The following is a 16,481-nucleotide window of genomic DNA, read 5'->3' on the forward strand; positions in this document are numbered from 1 at the left end:
AACTGTATTTTGTACAACTAAAGCGGGCGATTATTGCGCTGCGAGGGTTTTAATTGCACTTTCTACACTTAAAAATCCACATATTTCGTAAAAGGGGACTCACCGCTTTTTTAGTTGTACAGAATACAGTTAACCCGGAAAATCCGGAATCTCGCCGTCTTTTAACTGCAGAAAATACAATTAAATGCTATGCACTTCACGCTAGTTACTCTCCAATGGATTTGCAAACGCAGAGTTCTATGGAGTAGGTTATTCCCGAAGTTCAATCTATATAGCTGCATAAGAACAAATTCGTCCTAAGGGCGAATCAAACCACATACCAGAAGTTGAATTATCCAACCAAATTCCAATGAAATTTATCCACAACAGACGAATTTCATAATTTCCTAATCAACAAAAAGCAGAGCCCCGTCATTCCACAGGAACTCTGCTATACCGCTTACTTTCGTAAGGCATATCCGAATCTGTATTTACCGGAGCCGAGCGTAATCTTCACCGACTGCTCCTGCTGCTCGGCGGAATGAATACCGCGGACCGCCTGAAGCTCCTGCCCGTTCTCCAGCACACCCGCCAGCAAAGCGTCCGGGAGCAGTACAGTAGCCGAGGTATTCGGGGGAACTACGGTCACCAGCTCTATTTTGCCGGAATCAAGCGTCCACTCGGAGCGGATCTTCCCGTACATAGATTCCAGCCCGGCGGCAGCCGAAGTCAGTCCGCCTCCCGGATGCGGCTGAATCAGAAACTGCTTATAACCCGGATACTCTTCCACCTGCTCGATGCCGGCAACACAGCGGTACAGAAAATCGCCAATCGCCCCATATGCATAATGATTGAACGAGTTCATATCCTTGCTCCAGAAGCTGCCGTCCTCCTTAATCCCGTCCCAATGCTCCCAGATGGTCGTCGCCCCCCGGGTAACCTGATACAGCCAGGAAGGGTAATCGGTCTGCAGCAGCAGCTTGTAGGCAGCATCATAATGCCCCGCTCCAGCCAACACCAGATTCAGATAAGGCGTGCCGACGAAGCCTGTGGTGAGATGATATTTGTTCTCTTCCAGCAGCTCTATAAGCTTAGCAACCGTGCGTTCTTGCGCTTTTCTCTCCACCAGACCGAACATCAGCGCCAGCACACAGGCCGTCTGTGTAGCTACACTTATCCGTCCGGCAGGCGTGATGAATTCCCGGTTAAAAGCTTGTTTGATCCGCGCATGCAGCTGTGAATAGTACTGCTCATCTTCTGTTCTGCCCAGCACTGCCGCAGTCTTACCCATAAGCTCTACAGAATAGGCATAGAAGGCAGTCGCGATATAGTCCCTGTCCGTAGCGCCGATGTAGCTGTCCGGCTTGGCATCCAGGCCCAGCCAGTCTCCGAAATGGAAACCGGTATTCCACAGGAATTCATCCGTCCCCTGCCGGCGGATATACTCCACCCAGCCCTGCATGCTGCTGTACTGCTGCTCCAGAATCCGCTTGTCGCCATAACACTGATAAATCGTCCACGGACAGATGACAGCCGCATCGCCCCAGGCCGCGGAAGAATGGGAATTCTCATCCAGCACATGAGGAATTACGAACGGAACACCGCCGTTATCCAGCTGATCGGCCGCCAGATCCTTGAGCCATTTGCTGAAAAAGGGGGCCACATTCATCAGATACGCCGACGTACGGATGAACATCTGCGCATCCCCGGTCCAGCCGAGCCGTTCATCGCGCTGCGGGCAGTCTGTCGGCACATCGACGAAATTGCCTTTTTGCCCCCAGAGAATGTTATGCTGCAGCTGATTCAGCAGCGGATTTGAACAGGTAAAGCTGCCGGTCGGCTCCATATCCGAATGCAGGACAACACCTGCGAAATCCTGCAGATTGAGGTCCTCCGGGAAGCCGGTCAGCTGCACATACCGGAAGCCCTGGAAGGTGAAACGCGGCTGGAAGCTCTCCCGGCCTCCACCTTTGGCAATATACGTAACCGTCTGTCTCGCCGCCCGCAGGTTATCTGTGTACACATTGCCTTCCTGATCCAGCACCTCGAAATGCCGCAGCTGAAATTCCTGTCCTGCCTGCCCTTCCACCGTAAAGCGCATCCAGCCGACCATATTCTGGCCCATATCGAGCACAGTCTCCCCGGCCGGAGTGCGCATGATTGCTATAGGTATCAGTTCCTCTACAGCCTTCACAGGAACATTCTCCTGGGCCAGCAGAATATCCTTGGTGTACGGAAGGATCTCCGCAGGAACCCACACCCTGTCATCGTAATCCGCCCTGCTGAAACCGGTCTGCTCCAGACGGGCATCATAGGTTTCGCCGTGATAGATCTCCGACATCAGCAGGGGCCCGGGCGAAACTGTCCATCCCTGATCCGTTCCGATGATCTGCTCCACCCCGTCCGCATAGATGAGATGAATCTGCATCAGCAGGGCCGTGCGGTCGCCGAACACATGCTTTTTGTTATCCCAGGCCAGGTTTCCTTTGTACCAGCCGTTCCCCAGCCAGGCGCCAACCGCATTGTCCCCCACTGCCAGCTGCCCTGTAATGTCATAGGTCTGGAACTGCAGGCGGGTACTGTAGCTGGTCCAGCCGGGGGTCAAATAATCCCCGCCGACTCTTGTACCGTTCAGCTCAACTTCGTAGAGACCGAGACTGGTCACATACATTCTGGCCCGGGTGACCTGCCGGTCTACATGGAAGCTCCGCCGCAGCAGCGGAGCCTGCTCTGCCTGGACATCCAGGCAAGCCAGCGGCGCTGTAATCCACTCTGCCTCCCAATCCTCCGGCGAGAGCAGGCCCGTCTCCCACCAGGCGGTATCCGACCACTCTGTAGGCCGGTTCTGCTGATCCCATACTCTGATCCGGTAATAATAGCGCTGCTTAGGCTGCAGCTGCAGCTCCTTCAGCTCAATATGCAGGGATTGTCCGGACTCCACTCTGCCCGAATCCCATACCGTGCTTCCGAAGTCCTGATCCATTGCTGCCTGAAGCTGATACGCCTGCTGCATGACATCCCGCTCATCCGCATCCAGCTGCCAGCTGATTCTTGGATAACGGACATCCAGCCCCAGCGGATTGTCTTTGTACTCCACACGTAATTTATGAACAGCTATCATTTCATTACACCCCGTCTTTTCTGGGATTGCCCCTATAAATATGAAACGCTTTCTATTACAATTATAGAATTCCGCAGCATTTAAATGACCTGCAATATGGACATTTCACCGGGGTAAAAAGGACATTCTGTTGTTTAGAGGAGTGAACTGATGCATTCAGCCAATCATACGCTAAAAGGAGAGTATTTCTTCCAGAACAATCTCCAGTTATATGTGAACCGCGCTACCGAGAACTATGATCTTCCGCTTCACTCCCATGACTTCATGGAGCTGACCTTCGTTGCCGAAGGCAAAGGCTTCCATTATATCGGGCAGCAGGCTCAGCAGACCGGCAAGGGCCAGCTGTACTATATTCCCGTAGGAGTCTCCCATGTCTTCCGTCCGTCTTCACCCAGCCCGCTCCGTGAGCCGCTCGTGGTGTACAATTGTTTGTTTAAGCCGGAGCTGCTGGACAACCTTGCCGCTCTGATCCCGGACCCGCCGATTGCCTCCTACCTGGAGCAGATCCGCAATCATCAGCTGCCCGCATTCTCCGTGACGGATCTGAACGGTTCCATCGAGAGCCTGTTTCTGGCGCTTCACCGGGAGGTTCATCTTCCGCAGACCGGCGCGGGCAGCTATTTGCTGACCTTGTTCATTCAACTGCTGATAAGTATCTACCGGCTCAGGCATGACGAGGTCCAGTTTCCGCTGAACAAGCAGACGCAATTCCTGCAGATTCTGAATTATGTCAACCAGGAGTACGCGCAGGAAATCACCCTGAAGCGTCTGTCACGCAGCTTTGACTGGAGTGAAAGGCATCTTCAGCGGCTGTTCAAGGCGAATACCGGGCAGACCTTCCATCATTACCTGCAGAATGTCCGGATTCAGAAAAGCTGCCTGCTGCTGGTTCAGCAGCCCAAGGCGCCCGTTCAGCTCATTGCGGAGCAGGTCGGCTACCATGACCCGAAGACCTTCAATCTGGTGTTCAAGCGGATTATCGGCACCACTCCGGGGAGCTACCGGCAGGCGTCCGGGAGGAAGCATCTGAAGAGGCCGGAGCCGGGAGAAACAACTTTAACGCAGAATGATTGATGTTATTTGTAAATAGTGTTAGGCTATCAACGGTAAACTCAACATCTGTGCTCTTCAATACATCCTAAAATAGTCACAAATTTAGTTAGAAAGAAAGGTAACACTATGATAAAAGCAGAACACTTATCCTTCTCATTCCCGCAAAAAGAACTATATAAAGATATTTCCTTTACGCTTGAAGCCGCACAGCATTGTGCTTTCATTGGAACAAGCGGCAGCGGGAAAAGTACACTGACCGATATTCTGATGGACCCGGAAAGATATCTGTTTGAGGGCAGGTTAGAGATAGATCCTACTTGCAGCATCGGGTATGTAAGCCAGTTCTCCCAACCGGAAAAAACTAAAGATACAACCGTTTTTGAATATATCGGCGAAGAATTTATTAAGGTACAGAATGAAATAAATTCTATTTTGGCTGAAATGGAAACCTCCTCGGATATGGATTCGCTGCTGGAAAGGTATCAGTTAGCGTTGGACGCCTTCGATGCTATGGACGGGAATGATTACGAAAGCAATATTAATAAGAAGCTAAATCTGGCAAACCTCATGAAGCTAAAGGATGTCAGGGTATCTGACCTGAGCGGCGGGGAATTCAAGCTCATTCAAGTAATGAAGGAAATGCTCAGCCGTCCGGACTTCATGATTATGGACGAGCCCGATGTATTTTTAGATTTTGACAACCTAAATTCACTTAAGAATCTTATTAATGCCCACAAAGGCATACTGCTGGTGGTTACGCACAACCGCTATCTGCTCAATCATTGCTTCAACAAAATCCTGCACCTTGAAAACAAGGAGATCCAGGAGTTTGACGGGCGGTATATTGATTACAACTTCTCCTTGCTGCAAACCAAAATTGAGCTGCAGGAGCTCGCCATCGCTGAAGAGGAAGAAATTGCGAGAAACGAGAGCATCGTCAATAACCTTAGAGCAATCGCAACTTATAATTCAGAAGCCTCCAGAGGGAGAGCGCTAAAAGCCAGAGTTAAATTTCAGGAAAGACTGGAAGCGCGCAGAATTAAAGCTCCATTCGTCGAGATTAAGCAGCCGGATATCCGTTTCAGTATCGATCATGAACTGGAAGACACCACTGTTATAACTGTTAATAACTATAGCGTTTCCTTTGATGAACTGCTGTTAGAAAATGTTACCTTTGAGATCAAATCTACGGATAAAGTAGCCCTTATCGGTGCAAACGGCACCGGGAAAACGACATTACTCCGGGAGATTTATAGAAATAATCATGATGCAATAGAAGTAAATCCGGATGCTAAAGTGACTTATTTATCTCAGCTTCAAGGTGAAATGCTGAAGGATTCTAATACCATACTGGAGGAATTCATCGATGCCGGGTTCGCAACGTATGATGAGATTAGATCGCATCTTTCAAGCTACGGCTTTGAGGGAGAAATCCTTAATCAGAAGATAGAATCTTTATCCGGCGGCGAAAAAAATATGCTTCAATTGGCTAAAGTTTCGGCCAGTAAAGCGAACGTACTGCTGCTTGATGAACCGACAAGCCATTTGGACACCTATACACAAATCGCACTGGAGAACGCAATCCAGAACTATAAGGGTTCGATTCTAATGATATCTCATGATTTCTATTCCGTGGTAAACGGGATGGATTATGTTCTGATCATTGACGGCAAGACGATTAGAAAGATGACGATCAAGAAATTCAAAAAGATGATTTATGCCCGGCACTTTGATAAGGACTATCTGGAACTGGAACAAAATAAAAAAGCAGTGGAAACGAAAATCGAGCTGGCTTTGAAAGCTGCTAATTTTGAACTTGCACAAGGTTTGATGGATGAGCTGGAAGAGCTGATTAAGCAGCTGTAAATGATAACTAAATAGGATTCACCTGTCAGAAAAAAACGACAAAAGAAGCCTTATATTTAGGGTTTCTTTTGCTGTTTTATGGAAAATATTTATTAAGATTCTCTGGTGTGATGCCGTTCCATAACCAAAATTGATCCCCCTGCGATACAAGTAATCGATCGAGCCATAGTTCAAAGCTTAAATTAAGCGGCTCACCATTATCACGAGCTGAGGTATAGATTGACTGGTCAAACAGATAGTCTTTTCTGCCTTGCTTTACATAATCGCTATTTACACATATTAAAGTCTCACTGAATTTTGCTATAACGTATACGTGCTCAGGGGTTGGAAACTTTTCCAATGCATCTAGAATTTCATCCACTCCAAAAATATGCCAATGAGGTGCCGATTCTTCAACATCCTTATATAATTCCATTCCGTTATGAAGAGACAAAAAGAACTTATAATCCTCAGGCAGCTTTAACTCCGTCTCCGCTTCAAAATCCTCGATTTCTTTCAATAAGACGGGCTTAGAAAATGAAAATCTACATGTAAGCTGAAATCCTAAATTTCTTTGTATAGAAAAATTTTTGTTATTGTAAATTACCTTCTTTAAAGCCTCTAAGGATGCGGTTATTAATTTTGACATTTGCCCTCCCCCTCATAAAAAAACCACCAATTGATTTGTAAAACCCATCATATCTAGGGTATTCGCTTAGTATTTAAACAATCCTGCCCTTAATGAAAGTACCCGCAATCTAATACTTTTGTCCTTTGAACATCAGGGGATCGCCTCTTTTCGGTTTGATTTGGTCCGGCTTACCATTATTCGGCAGGGCGGCTTTTCTCCCGCAAAAAAGCAAAAAATCCCCGGAGTCCGGGGATCTTTCGGTCAATCAATGCATAATTAACGCTCACATCAGGCAAAAACAACATGCAGCGTATGAATCTCATACGGTTTGAAATCAAGGCGGATGGCCGGTCCGTCCACCGCTTCAGTCTCCAGCGGACGCTCCATCAGATCGCGCAGCTGCCAGGAGACGGCGGAGTAATCGCTGCCGATATTCGCCGTGCTGCGTGTTCCCGTATACTCATGCAGTCTGACGATACATCCGCTGCCATCCTCGGCCAGCTTAACGGCATCGACGGCAATGTTCGGCACATCACAGGTGATCAGCGACTTGCCGTTACCGGCGGCATAACCCCCTTCTGCAGCGAGGAGCGGATTGTTCAGCGCCCACGCTTCCTGCACCGTGCCTGCCGCAGCCCAATCCCCTTTATGCGGAAGCAAGGCATACGTGAAGCGGTGCTCGCCCTGGTCAGCCAGCCGGTCCGGGCTGGTTGCCGATTTGATCAGCGACAGCCTCATCGTGTGATCCTTGATGTCGTATCCGTATTTGCAGTCGTTCAGCAGGCTGATGCCATAGCCCCGCTCCGACAGGTCAGCCCACTGGTGGCCGACACTCTCGAACCGGGCATAATCCCAGCTTGTATTCCAATGGGTCGGCCGCTTCACGTTGCCGAACTGGATATCATAGGTAGCTTCTGTAGCCCGGACGGCAACAGGGAATGCCGCCTTCATCAGCTGATGCTGCTCATGCCAGTCCACCAGGGTCTCGAAGTCAATCCGTGCACTTCCGGCATATACCTTAACCTTCTGGGTGATCGAGGAATCCATGTACTTCCAGGTGAACTTCAGCACTGCCTGCAGCGGGCCGCATTCGGTCAGCTCTACAGAGCGCAGATCGCTTACTACCCGCATTTTCTCCTGGTAATACAGATCGATATCCCAGGCGTCGAACATCTTCGGCTTATCCTCGAATACCTGCAGCAGATTGCCGCATTCGCCCGCTGCCAGCACCTCGCGCGCTTCCTTGCGGTCATAGATCCGGCTCAGCTGTCCGGCTGCATTCCACTCCAGAATATAATAAGGTGTTGTTAGTGTTGAATCCTGCCAGGTAAAAGGAACGGACGGTTCCGGATTCTCTCCGGAAGCGGCGGGTTGTGCAGCGCGGATCACTACACTCCCCATCGCCGGAACAGCTTCTACCCCGACCAGCCACTGACTGCCGGAGCGCTGGGCGGCCAGCGGGTTGCCGGCGGCATCCGTCCAGACGGCAATCTCTGCGCTGTGAGGGACGGCTGCCAGACGGGGACCTCCAAAGAGGGAGCTGTTGAACAGCGTGTACTCCTTGTGTGACGCGGTATCCGCCGGGTCATCCTCACCCGCTGATGCAGCATCAGGGCTCTTCAGTTTGACAAGTCCATCCGCCGCAGCATCAAGGGCAGCCCGGCCCAGCTGCTCTGCTTCGGCATATTCCAGCCGTGAATCCTGATAGACCTCATGAATGGAGGAGCCGGGGATAATATCATGGAACTGGTTACGCAGAATAATCTGCCAGCCTGCCAGGAGCGATTCCGCAGGATATTGTGCATATCCGCCTGTCTCCGCAGCAAGGAGTATCTGCAGCCACTCCGCCTCGCGGTACAGCAGCTCCAGCTTGCGGTTCATTCTTTTGTTATAAGCCTGGCTGGTGTAAGTCCCGCGGTGAAACTCCAGATACAGCTCCCCGTCCCAGGTATGCACATATTGATCGGTGCCTTCTATCGTTTCATGCAGCCGCTCGAAATAGTCATCCGCACGGCCCGGCTTCACTTGCGGCAGCCCCGGCATGGTATCCAGCCTCCGCCGCATCTCCAGCATCTCGCGGTTCACACCGCCGCCGCCGTCGCCATACCCGTAGGAGAGCAGCAGCTCACGGTTCAGGTTCTTGTCGCGGTACTGGTCCCAGATCCCCTGCACAGAGAAAGGCTCAATAAGGCCGTTATACGTATAGTACCAGGCACTGGAATCAGGAGCCTCGGGTGTGGTGATGAAGTGGGTCAGTACCTCGCTGCCATCAATGCCCCTCCACTGGAACGTATCATGCGGCATGCGGTTATATTGGCTCCAGCTGATCTTGGTCGTCATGAAGGTGTCAATGCCCGACTTGCGCAGAATCTGCGGCAGCGCCCAGCTGTAGCCGAACACATCCGGCAGCCATAGGTACTTGCAGTCTACGCCAAATTCCTCGCGGAAAAATTTTGTCCCGTATAGAATCTGGCGCACCAGCGACTCGCCGCTGGTCAGATTGCAGTCCGCTTCCAGCCACATTGCACCTCCGGCTTCCCAGCGGCCTTCCTCCACCCGCTGCTTAATTTCGCTATAAATCTCCGGATAATCCTGCTTGATGTAGGCATAGAGCTGCGGCTGGGTTTGCAGGAAGATGTACTCCGGGAACTGCTTCATCAGCCGAAGCACTGTGGAGAAGGAGCGGGCCGCTTTCTCCCGGGTATGGGTAAGCCGCCATAACCAGGCCACATCAATATGGGTATGGCCGATCGCGGTTACCGTAACCGGATGCTGCTGCTCCAGCAGGGCCAGGGCCTCGAGCAGGCTCTCCTCAGCCTCCTGGACTGAAGCATAGAAATCTGCGCTGCCGGGCCTTGACCAGTCCAGCTTGTTAAACGAGCGGTTCAATGCCATCAGCAATTCATGCTTCTCGATCTGGCTGTCGGCAAGCTGCTTGAAAGTATCCAGTGCCGCCCGGCCTGTATAATAGAGGTTGTCGGTTGATTCATCCAGATAAGCCAGCTCAGCCTGCTTGATCCGGTGTTCCTGAGCAATCAGCTGGCCGTCTCCGTTCAGGCCTGACCATAGGCGGAAGGTGAAGTCCAGCTCCCTGCCAGCGGCATTTGCTTCAAGAAACACCTCCTGGTGATTGGAATCCACACCCTGATACGGCTTGCCGTCCAGAAACAGCAGGGATTCAAAGCCGCTGTTGTTGCCCCCGCCTGTCCGGCCGAAATCGAATATACCTACAATACGTTTCCCCTGCCAAGCTGCGGGTACGGTTATTTTGCGGTGCAGCCACAGATACACATCACTGCCGGTCCAGTAATCCCCTATACGAAGCTTCTTGTCTCCTTCCGGGGCGGACGGATAGACACCATTGTCACCCTCCTGATCCTCTGTAACCAGCCATTCATCAAGCGTAATAACCTCACGGTACCGGTAACCCTCCAGCTCCTTCAACCGCAGTGCAAGCTTCTCTTCAGTCCAAAACATTCCCATTCCGATTTTCCTCCCTTTTGTATAACACGTGTTATAAAATGGGCAGAAAGACGGTCCATCCGTGTAAGGATGGTACCGTTCCCTGCTAATTAGGATAAGCTGCCACTACAAAGTGAATCGCTGCTTAAGGCATATTGCCTGTTAGCTCAGCCGGCTCAGACTATGTGCAAGCTAAAGCTACATCGTCCCCCAGCAAAAGCTGTTCAGGCAGTGCCGGCAGCAAGTGTAACACCATGAATGGCTTAGCCTCCCCTTCATACCAAGCGAGGTTACGCGCTTTCTCCTGCCCGTAATACTGCTGGAAGCCAGATTTTGTCCGCCTGTCCTGCTTCGTTCCCGCCGTTCATCTGCGTAAGTAAGCAGCGTACCGCCTCTTCTCCCATACTCACATAAGGGATTTCTACGCAGCTTAGAGACGGCAGGCTAAGACGGTGACCCTGAATCGTATTATCTGCCGCCATGATCCGCACATCTTCACCGATACGCAGGCCAAGCTTGTGAGCCGCCCGGTACAGATCGGGAATTGCGCTTGACCAGTTGACCAGCAGCGGCGCATGCTGTGGCCCGCTATCCGCCAGCCTCTGCAGGCACGCTGTCCAGTCGCCATGGTGTTCCTCCAGACGGATCACGATTGGCTCCATCCCATGTGCGCTGCACCAGCCGGTATAGGCATCGCGGCGGTTCCGCTCCGCCCAGTTATCCGCGCTATGCCCGTGGTATACCTCGGCATAGACCGGGCCGGGCTGCTGCGGTGTACCCTCCCGCAGCAAATAATTCAGCGCCGTCTCCACACTGCCCGAATAATCGGCCAGCACGGAAAACACACCGGGCACTTCTGCGTACCCTTCCACAGAAACATAGGGGATTCCGGCATTCCCTATGCGGGAAGCCCACTCCTCATCGTGGTAGCTGGTATGATCCAGCGTCACAATCCCGTCGATCTTCCGCCGGTGATATAGCTCCAGCAGCTCGGTCCTGCCGTTGGCGTTCCCCTTATGGCGCGGAGAGCAGAGCAGAATATGATACCCGCTGAGCTCACACTCCCGCTGCATGCCTTCCAGCAGCCGGGTGAACAGCGGATGACGCGTATCACCGAAAGCGGCAAGCGTCATGCTTCTTCCCGTCTTCATGCTGCGCGCTCCGGCGTCCACATGGTAATTCAGCTCGCGGATGGCTTCCAGCACGGCTTCGCGCGTCTCCGCTCCAACCCCGATGCCGGGAGTATCATTCAGCACCGCAGATACCACACTGCGGGACACGCCTGCCCGCTTGGCTACGTCAAAGCTGGTCACTCTTTTTTTGCCCATATATCAGCACCTCACCGAGAGTATAACACGTGTTATAAAAAGTTGTACAGCGCTTTCTTTCATTTTTATATCTGGTTAAACAGGGGAAGCCTTTGGCAATATACTCCGCCGCGTGGCCTCCGCTAAGAGCGCTTGGAATCTAAACTGGCCTCTCCGAAGGCGGGTTCGCCGTCTCCGCCTCCCTTCTGTCCCTGCGGTAGGCCCCGGGGGTTTGTCCGGACCATTTCTTGAACGTTTTGATAAAATAATTATCGTTCGGGAACCCGACGCTGCGGCCGATTTCATTAACGGTTAAGTCTGTCTCGCGGAGTAAGCGCCGGGCTTTCTTCACGCGCACATGCTGCAGGTAGTTGATGAGCGTCTCCCCTGTCTTCAGGCGGAAAAGCCCGCTGAGATAATGCTCCTCCATGGCGACATAACGGGCGACCGCCCGCAGAGTGATGTTCTCGGCAAAACGGCTGTGGATGTATTCCAGCACACGGTTGATTTCGGGATGATTGGTTGTTATTCCCTCCGCTGCGGCCATGCGCACCTGCATTTCATCCGCGGCCGCCAAAAAGCAAGCGAGCAGCTCCCGGTGGGTGGCCACTTCGCGCAGTTGCTGAACAGGCCCGGACGGAGGCTGATTGCCGATTTCGGCAAAGGTCCGCACCAGGCGTTCCGCCTTCTCCATCACCAGGCAGAAGGGCAGCCGGCTTGCCCGCAGCGTTTCCCACATCGCGCAGGCCGTACGCTGCATATCCGCGCTCCGCCGCTGGGCAAAGGCCAGAACAATCTCCTTCTCCATGACCCATATAGGCGGAAGCTTCGGCTCTCCGGCCGCCTCGGGCCCGGCGGCAGATGTAGAGGCGGACTCTGCTCCGCTGCCGTCTGCCGGAGCTTCGCCCTTAATTTCGTACCAGAGGTCGTTTAGCTGCCGGTAGAGCCGGGTCCACTCCGCATGGATGAGACCGGGCGGAACCGGACCGCCGCAGGCCACGGCCTGAACGGGCATGCCCGCCGTAAGGTTACCGGGCAGCCTAAGGCTGCCGTCAGACCAGAAGAAGCAGGTCGTACAGCCGTCTGCCGTAAAAGAACCGGTCCAGACCTCCTCCATCCAGGTGTCTGGCGGACAGGCTTCCAGGACGGCTGCCAGCAGCGGCCGGGCGGTCCCGATGCAGGAGACCATGAGCAGCCGCCGGTAGGATGCCGGAGGCGCAGGCGGCGCTGTCTCCTGCCCCGCCTTCACCGCCTCCCAGACGAGGCCATAATAACGGTTGAATTCCTGTCCCAGCAGCGCATGCCGCTGCCTGCGCGAGGCTGACAATTCTTCGCCGATCTTAAGCAGAAGCCCCTGCAGCTCCGGGATGCTCAGCGACAGCTTGAGCACATATCCGCTGGCTCCGAGCTCCAGCGCTTTGCGGGCATATTCGAACTCGCCCATGCAGGTCAGCATGACAAACCGGCTGTCCAGCCCGGCATGGCGCGTCTGCCGCAGCAATTCCAGGCCATCCATGCGGGGCATAAGAATGTCGGCAATGACAAGATCGGGTCTCAGCTGATGCATCAGCTGCAAGGCCTCCTCTCCGTCGGAAGCTTCCCCTGCCACACTGAAGCCATAAGCTTCCCAGTCCACCAGTTTAAGCAGCTTGCGCCGGACAAACGGCTCGTCTTCAACCAGAAGAATTTTCCACATGCTCTGCACCTCCGGATTGGAAAGGATTTGCAATCAATAACGGGATGGTGATGCGTGCCATTGTCCCCTTCTCCCCCTCCAGAAGAACGAGACTGCCATCTTCCCGGAACAGCAGCTGCAGGCGCTGGCGGATGTTGGCGATTCCGATGCTCTTGCGCGAGCGGAGCTCCGGGTGTTCCCCGGCGCGGGCAAGGCCGACACCGTTGTCCTCCAGCTCCAGAATCAGCGAGCGTCCCGATCTCCTTGCCCGGACAGAGACCCGGGCATCCTCCTGCAGCGTGGAGAAGCCATGTTTGAAGGCATTCTCCATCAGCGGCTGCAGCGCCAGCTTCGGAACAAGAGCATAGGCCAGCCCTTCCTCCACATCCAGAGTGACCCTTACTTTGCCTTCATAGCGGATATTCTGGATATATACATACGCCTGCAACAGATCCAGCTCATTCTGCAAGGGAATCAGCTCTACATCCGAGTACAGGCTTGTTTCCAGCAATTTGCCCAAAGAAATCGATATTTCCGCGATATCATCCTCTTCCTTTTCATAGGCGATCCATTTGATCGTGTTCAGCGTGTTCAGCAGGAAGTGCGGATTCATCTGGGCGGTCAGCATCTGGTAATGCAGCGCTTCCTTCTGCCGTTCCTCCAGCTTCAGCTTCTGCAGCAATCCGCCGATATCCGTCATCATCGTATTGAACGTGGCCGCCAAATCCCTCATCTCTCCATGGAAAAAGGATTCTTCCACCCGTGTATTCAATTCCCCCTGTGCGGATAATGCCATCTTACGCCGGAGCAGCGCGATGGGCCGGGACATGGCACCGGCGATGAGGAAGGTAAGCAGGAGGAAGCCGCCGGACAACAGCAGGGAGAAATTGAAATTCTGCTCCCGCAGTTCCTTCATATTCCCAAGATAAGTATTCAGCGGCATGGACGCGGCCAGATACCAATCCAGATTGTAGAGCGGGCTGATCGTCAGAATTGACGAGCTCTCATAATCAACCCGCTGCATAGGTTCCTCTCTTTCCGGAACGCGGATCATTTCTTGGATGGCCGTGCGGTCCACCGCCCGGAAGTAATCGGAGGAATTGAGCAATTGGCCTCCCTGGTCCATCAATACATAATGCTGCTGGAGCAGCAGATCCCGCGATGCTTCGGCAAGCCAGCCGTCATAATAAAAATTAACCCGCAGATAACCGAACGGCTGCTGCCGGTTATCGAGCAATACAGCATACATGGACAAATCCTCGCCGGTCACCCAGCGGAAGGAGTCTCCCTCAGCACCGAGTCCGGCAAACCCGCTCTCCCGGACAAAATTGGCATGCTCCTGCCCGGTCTGCACAAGCCCGTCGGTGCGGTACAGCGTGCCGGACCGGTCAGCCAGCGTGACGGTAATCTGGGCGGGCAGCTCCAGCGATGCCGGACGGGCGGTGCTTTGCAGGAATACCGCTTTCTCCGCAGGATTGAGTTGTCCCGGATACAGCAATACGGAGCGGGTATAAGGGTCCCGCTCCAGGTACACATAATAGAGGAAAGCTTTATTGATCTCGTTGTTCAAGGCGTCGTTAACCACGTTGAGCTGCTCGATTGCCTTTTCCTGAAACTCACGGGATACGGTCCGTTCCATCATCCGGTAATTATAGATTTGCAGCAGGAAAAAGGGCAGCAGGAGGAAGATCACAACAGCGGCAAACAAGCGGTTTCTGAACTTTTGTGGCCATATGCGTTTCCAGCCTCCCATCGTCTTCCCTCCCGGTTATCGTTACCGTAAATTCATGCTACAGTATATCACAACTGCCGGCCTCCGCAGGGTTATCCTGCTCATTCCGCATAACCCAGCTCCTGCAGCTGTTTCATTGCGCTGTCCTGGAAGAGCTGGTACTTGAAGGTCGTGTTCAGCTTCTCCAGGAAGCTGTCGTATTGCTCCAGCTTGTTTTTGCCGTATTGGAATTTGAGCATTTCCTCGTTCTTGAAGCGGTCGGCATCAGCTGCGTTGTAGTTCTGAGGGAAGACAACAAACCCGTTGTAGGTATCCAGCACTTCAACCTGTTCGCTAGCCTGAATATAGTCAATCTGTTTGGCAAATTTGGTGCTCAGATATTCCGCTTCCGGCCGGCCGGCCAGCTGGTAGACCCAGGTGAATGCCGCCTCTGCGGACCGGTCCGTAATTACCGGCTTACCGTTTTCTTTGGTGAAATGTACACCTTCCTGGCCAAACTGAACAAGCTCGGAGCCTTCACCGGAGGCTGTATAATTGATAAGGTCAAAAATGCGGTTCAGTTTGGTTTCGTCTTGGGCGGCCTGGCGTGAAATGGCTACGATGCCGGATACGCTGGATTTATCCATGGCGGCAAGGATATTCGCTTTGGGTCCCTGCAGCTTGTTCAGCATCAGGAATTCCGCATCCGGATTGGCGCCCTTCCATTTCTCCACTTCATTGTCCTTCATAATCTGCGTCCAGTCACTGATGATAATGCCGGCCTTGCCCTGGAACGCTTTATCTTTGGCGTTGTCGCCCTTGTTGCTGGCAATCTCCGGATCGACCACGCCGGAATTCAGCACCTTCTGAGTATAAGCCAGCGCTTCCTTCATTTCCGGCTCGAACATGCCGTTGACCATCTTCCCGTCCTTGATATACAGCGCGTCGGCGACGCCATGCTGCAGGTTGATCAGATGCACCAGAGTGCCGAGACTGCCTGTGATGCCGAAAGTATCTTTCTTGTTATTCCCGTCCGGGTCCTGTTCGGTAAACGCTTTCGCAACTTCAAATACTTCATCCAGGGTCTCTGGAACCGGCAGCTGCAGCTTATCCAGCCAATCCTTGCGCAGCCAGAATAAATTCCAGTTACTCTGGGGATTAAGCGATATGGCGTAATGCTTGCCGTTAACCTCCACCCGGCTGTACACATTGTCTCCGATGGCATCCGCTGCGGGCTTCAATTTCTCCTTATACGGCTCCAGATCAAGCAGAATGTTCTTCTTGACATATTCCTGGAACTCATTCCGTCCATTGAAGAGGATCACATCGGGCAAGTCGCTGCCCGCCGCCCGGATATTCAGCTTCTGAATGAATTCATCCGCAGAAGAGGTCAGCGTCATTTTCAGATCAATATTGAGCTTCTCATCCAGCGTCTTCTTCACGAAGTTATCTTGTTCCTTGGGCATCTGGGTGGTGGTGTTCCATCCGACCCGCATGACCTCGATAGCTACCTTCTCCGCCCGGGCGTCCGCCGGAGCGTCTGTAGATGAACCCGGCCCCTCCGTAGCGGAGGAATCTGACTGTGGGCTTCCTCCGCAGGCGGCCAGCAGCAGGCCCGCTGTTAATACACAGGCCAGTACAGCAGGAATACGCTTCTTTTGTTTCATGATGATGCTCCCCTTTCGTATACCAAATGT

Annotated in this window: 9 protein-coding genes; 2 read left to right on the plus strand and 7 right to left on the minus strand. The window is 53.0% G+C overall.

Annotated elements, in window-relative coordinates:
• Positions 1–439: 439 nt before the first annotated feature.
• On the minus strand, positions 440–3,100 hold the full coding sequence (locus tag P40081_RS24225; RefSeq protein ID WP_042138828.1) for a glycoside hydrolase family 78 protein: 2,661 nt from the start codon (positions 3,098–3,100) through the stop codon (positions 440–442).
• 150 nt (positions 3,101–3,250) lie between these two features.
• Here P40081_RS24225 and P40081_RS24230 point away from each other — a divergent pair, with 150 nt between their 5' ends.
• Together P40081_RS24230 and P40081_RS24235 are read left to right on the plus strand one after the other, a co-directional pair.
• Positions 3,251–4,174 carry an AraC family transcriptional regulator gene (locus tag P40081_RS24230; protein ID WP_052421963.1) on the plus strand — a complete coding sequence of 308 codons (924 nt, stop codon included), beginning with the start codon at positions 3,251–3,253 and terminating at the stop codon, positions 4,172–4,174.
• 105 nt (positions 4,175–4,279) lie between these two features.
• On the plus strand, positions 4,280–6,019 hold the full coding sequence (locus tag P40081_RS24235) for an ABC-F family ATP-binding cassette domain-containing protein (protein WP_042138829.1): 1,740 nt from the start codon (positions 4,280–4,282) through the stop codon (positions 6,017–6,019).
• Positions 6,020–6,095: 76 nt separating this feature from the next.
• Here the strand turns inward: P40081_RS24235 and P40081_RS24240 are convergent, their stop codons facing one another.
• The 6 genes from P40081_RS24240 to P40081_RS24270 form a co-directional block, all read right to left on the minus strand.
• On the minus strand, positions 6,096–6,647 hold the full coding sequence (locus tag P40081_RS24240) for an SMI1/KNR4 family protein (protein WP_042138830.1): 552 nt from the start codon (positions 6,645–6,647) through the stop codon (positions 6,096–6,098).
• Positions 6,648–6,917: 270 nt separating this feature from the next.
• Complete coding sequence (locus P40081_RS24245) at positions 6,918–10,106, minus strand: alpha-mannosidase (protein WP_042141385.1); 3,189 nt, start codon at positions 10,104–10,106, stop codon at positions 6,918–6,920.
• A 275-nt stretch (positions 10,107–10,381) separates the two neighbouring features.
• On the minus strand, positions 10,382–11,419 hold the full coding sequence (locus P40081_RS24250; protein WP_042138831.1) for a LacI family DNA-binding transcriptional regulator: 1,038 nt from the start codon (positions 11,417–11,419) through the stop codon (positions 10,382–10,384).
• A 139-nt stretch (positions 11,420–11,558) separates the two neighbouring features.
• Positions 11,559–13,094 (minus strand): response regulator transcription factor, encoded by a 1,536-nt coding sequence (locus P40081_RS36590; RefSeq protein WP_052421964.1) that lies wholly within the window; start codon positions 13,092–13,094, stop codon positions 11,559–11,561.
• Complete coding sequence (locus tag P40081_RS24265; RefSeq protein WP_042138832.1) at positions 13,072–14,826, minus strand: sensor histidine kinase; 1,755 nt, start codon at positions 14,824–14,826, stop codon at positions 13,072–13,074. Before P40081_RS24265 ends, P40081_RS36590 begins: the two co-directional genes overlap by 23 nt.
• An 80-nt stretch (positions 14,827–14,906) precedes the next feature.
• Positions 14,907–16,451: an extracellular solute-binding protein gene (locus P40081_RS24270; RefSeq protein ID WP_042138833.1), complete on the minus strand. Its 1,545-nt coding sequence runs from the start codon at positions 16,449–16,451 to the stop codon at positions 14,907–14,909.
• Between the last annotated feature and the right edge of the window lie 30 nt (positions 16,452–16,481).

The organism is Paenibacillus sp. FSL P4-0081 (genome assembly GCF_000758565.1).
GTDB classification, from domain to species: Bacteria; Bacillota; Bacilli; order Paenibacillales; family Paenibacillaceae; genus Paenibacillus_AQ; species Paenibacillus_AQ phytohabitans.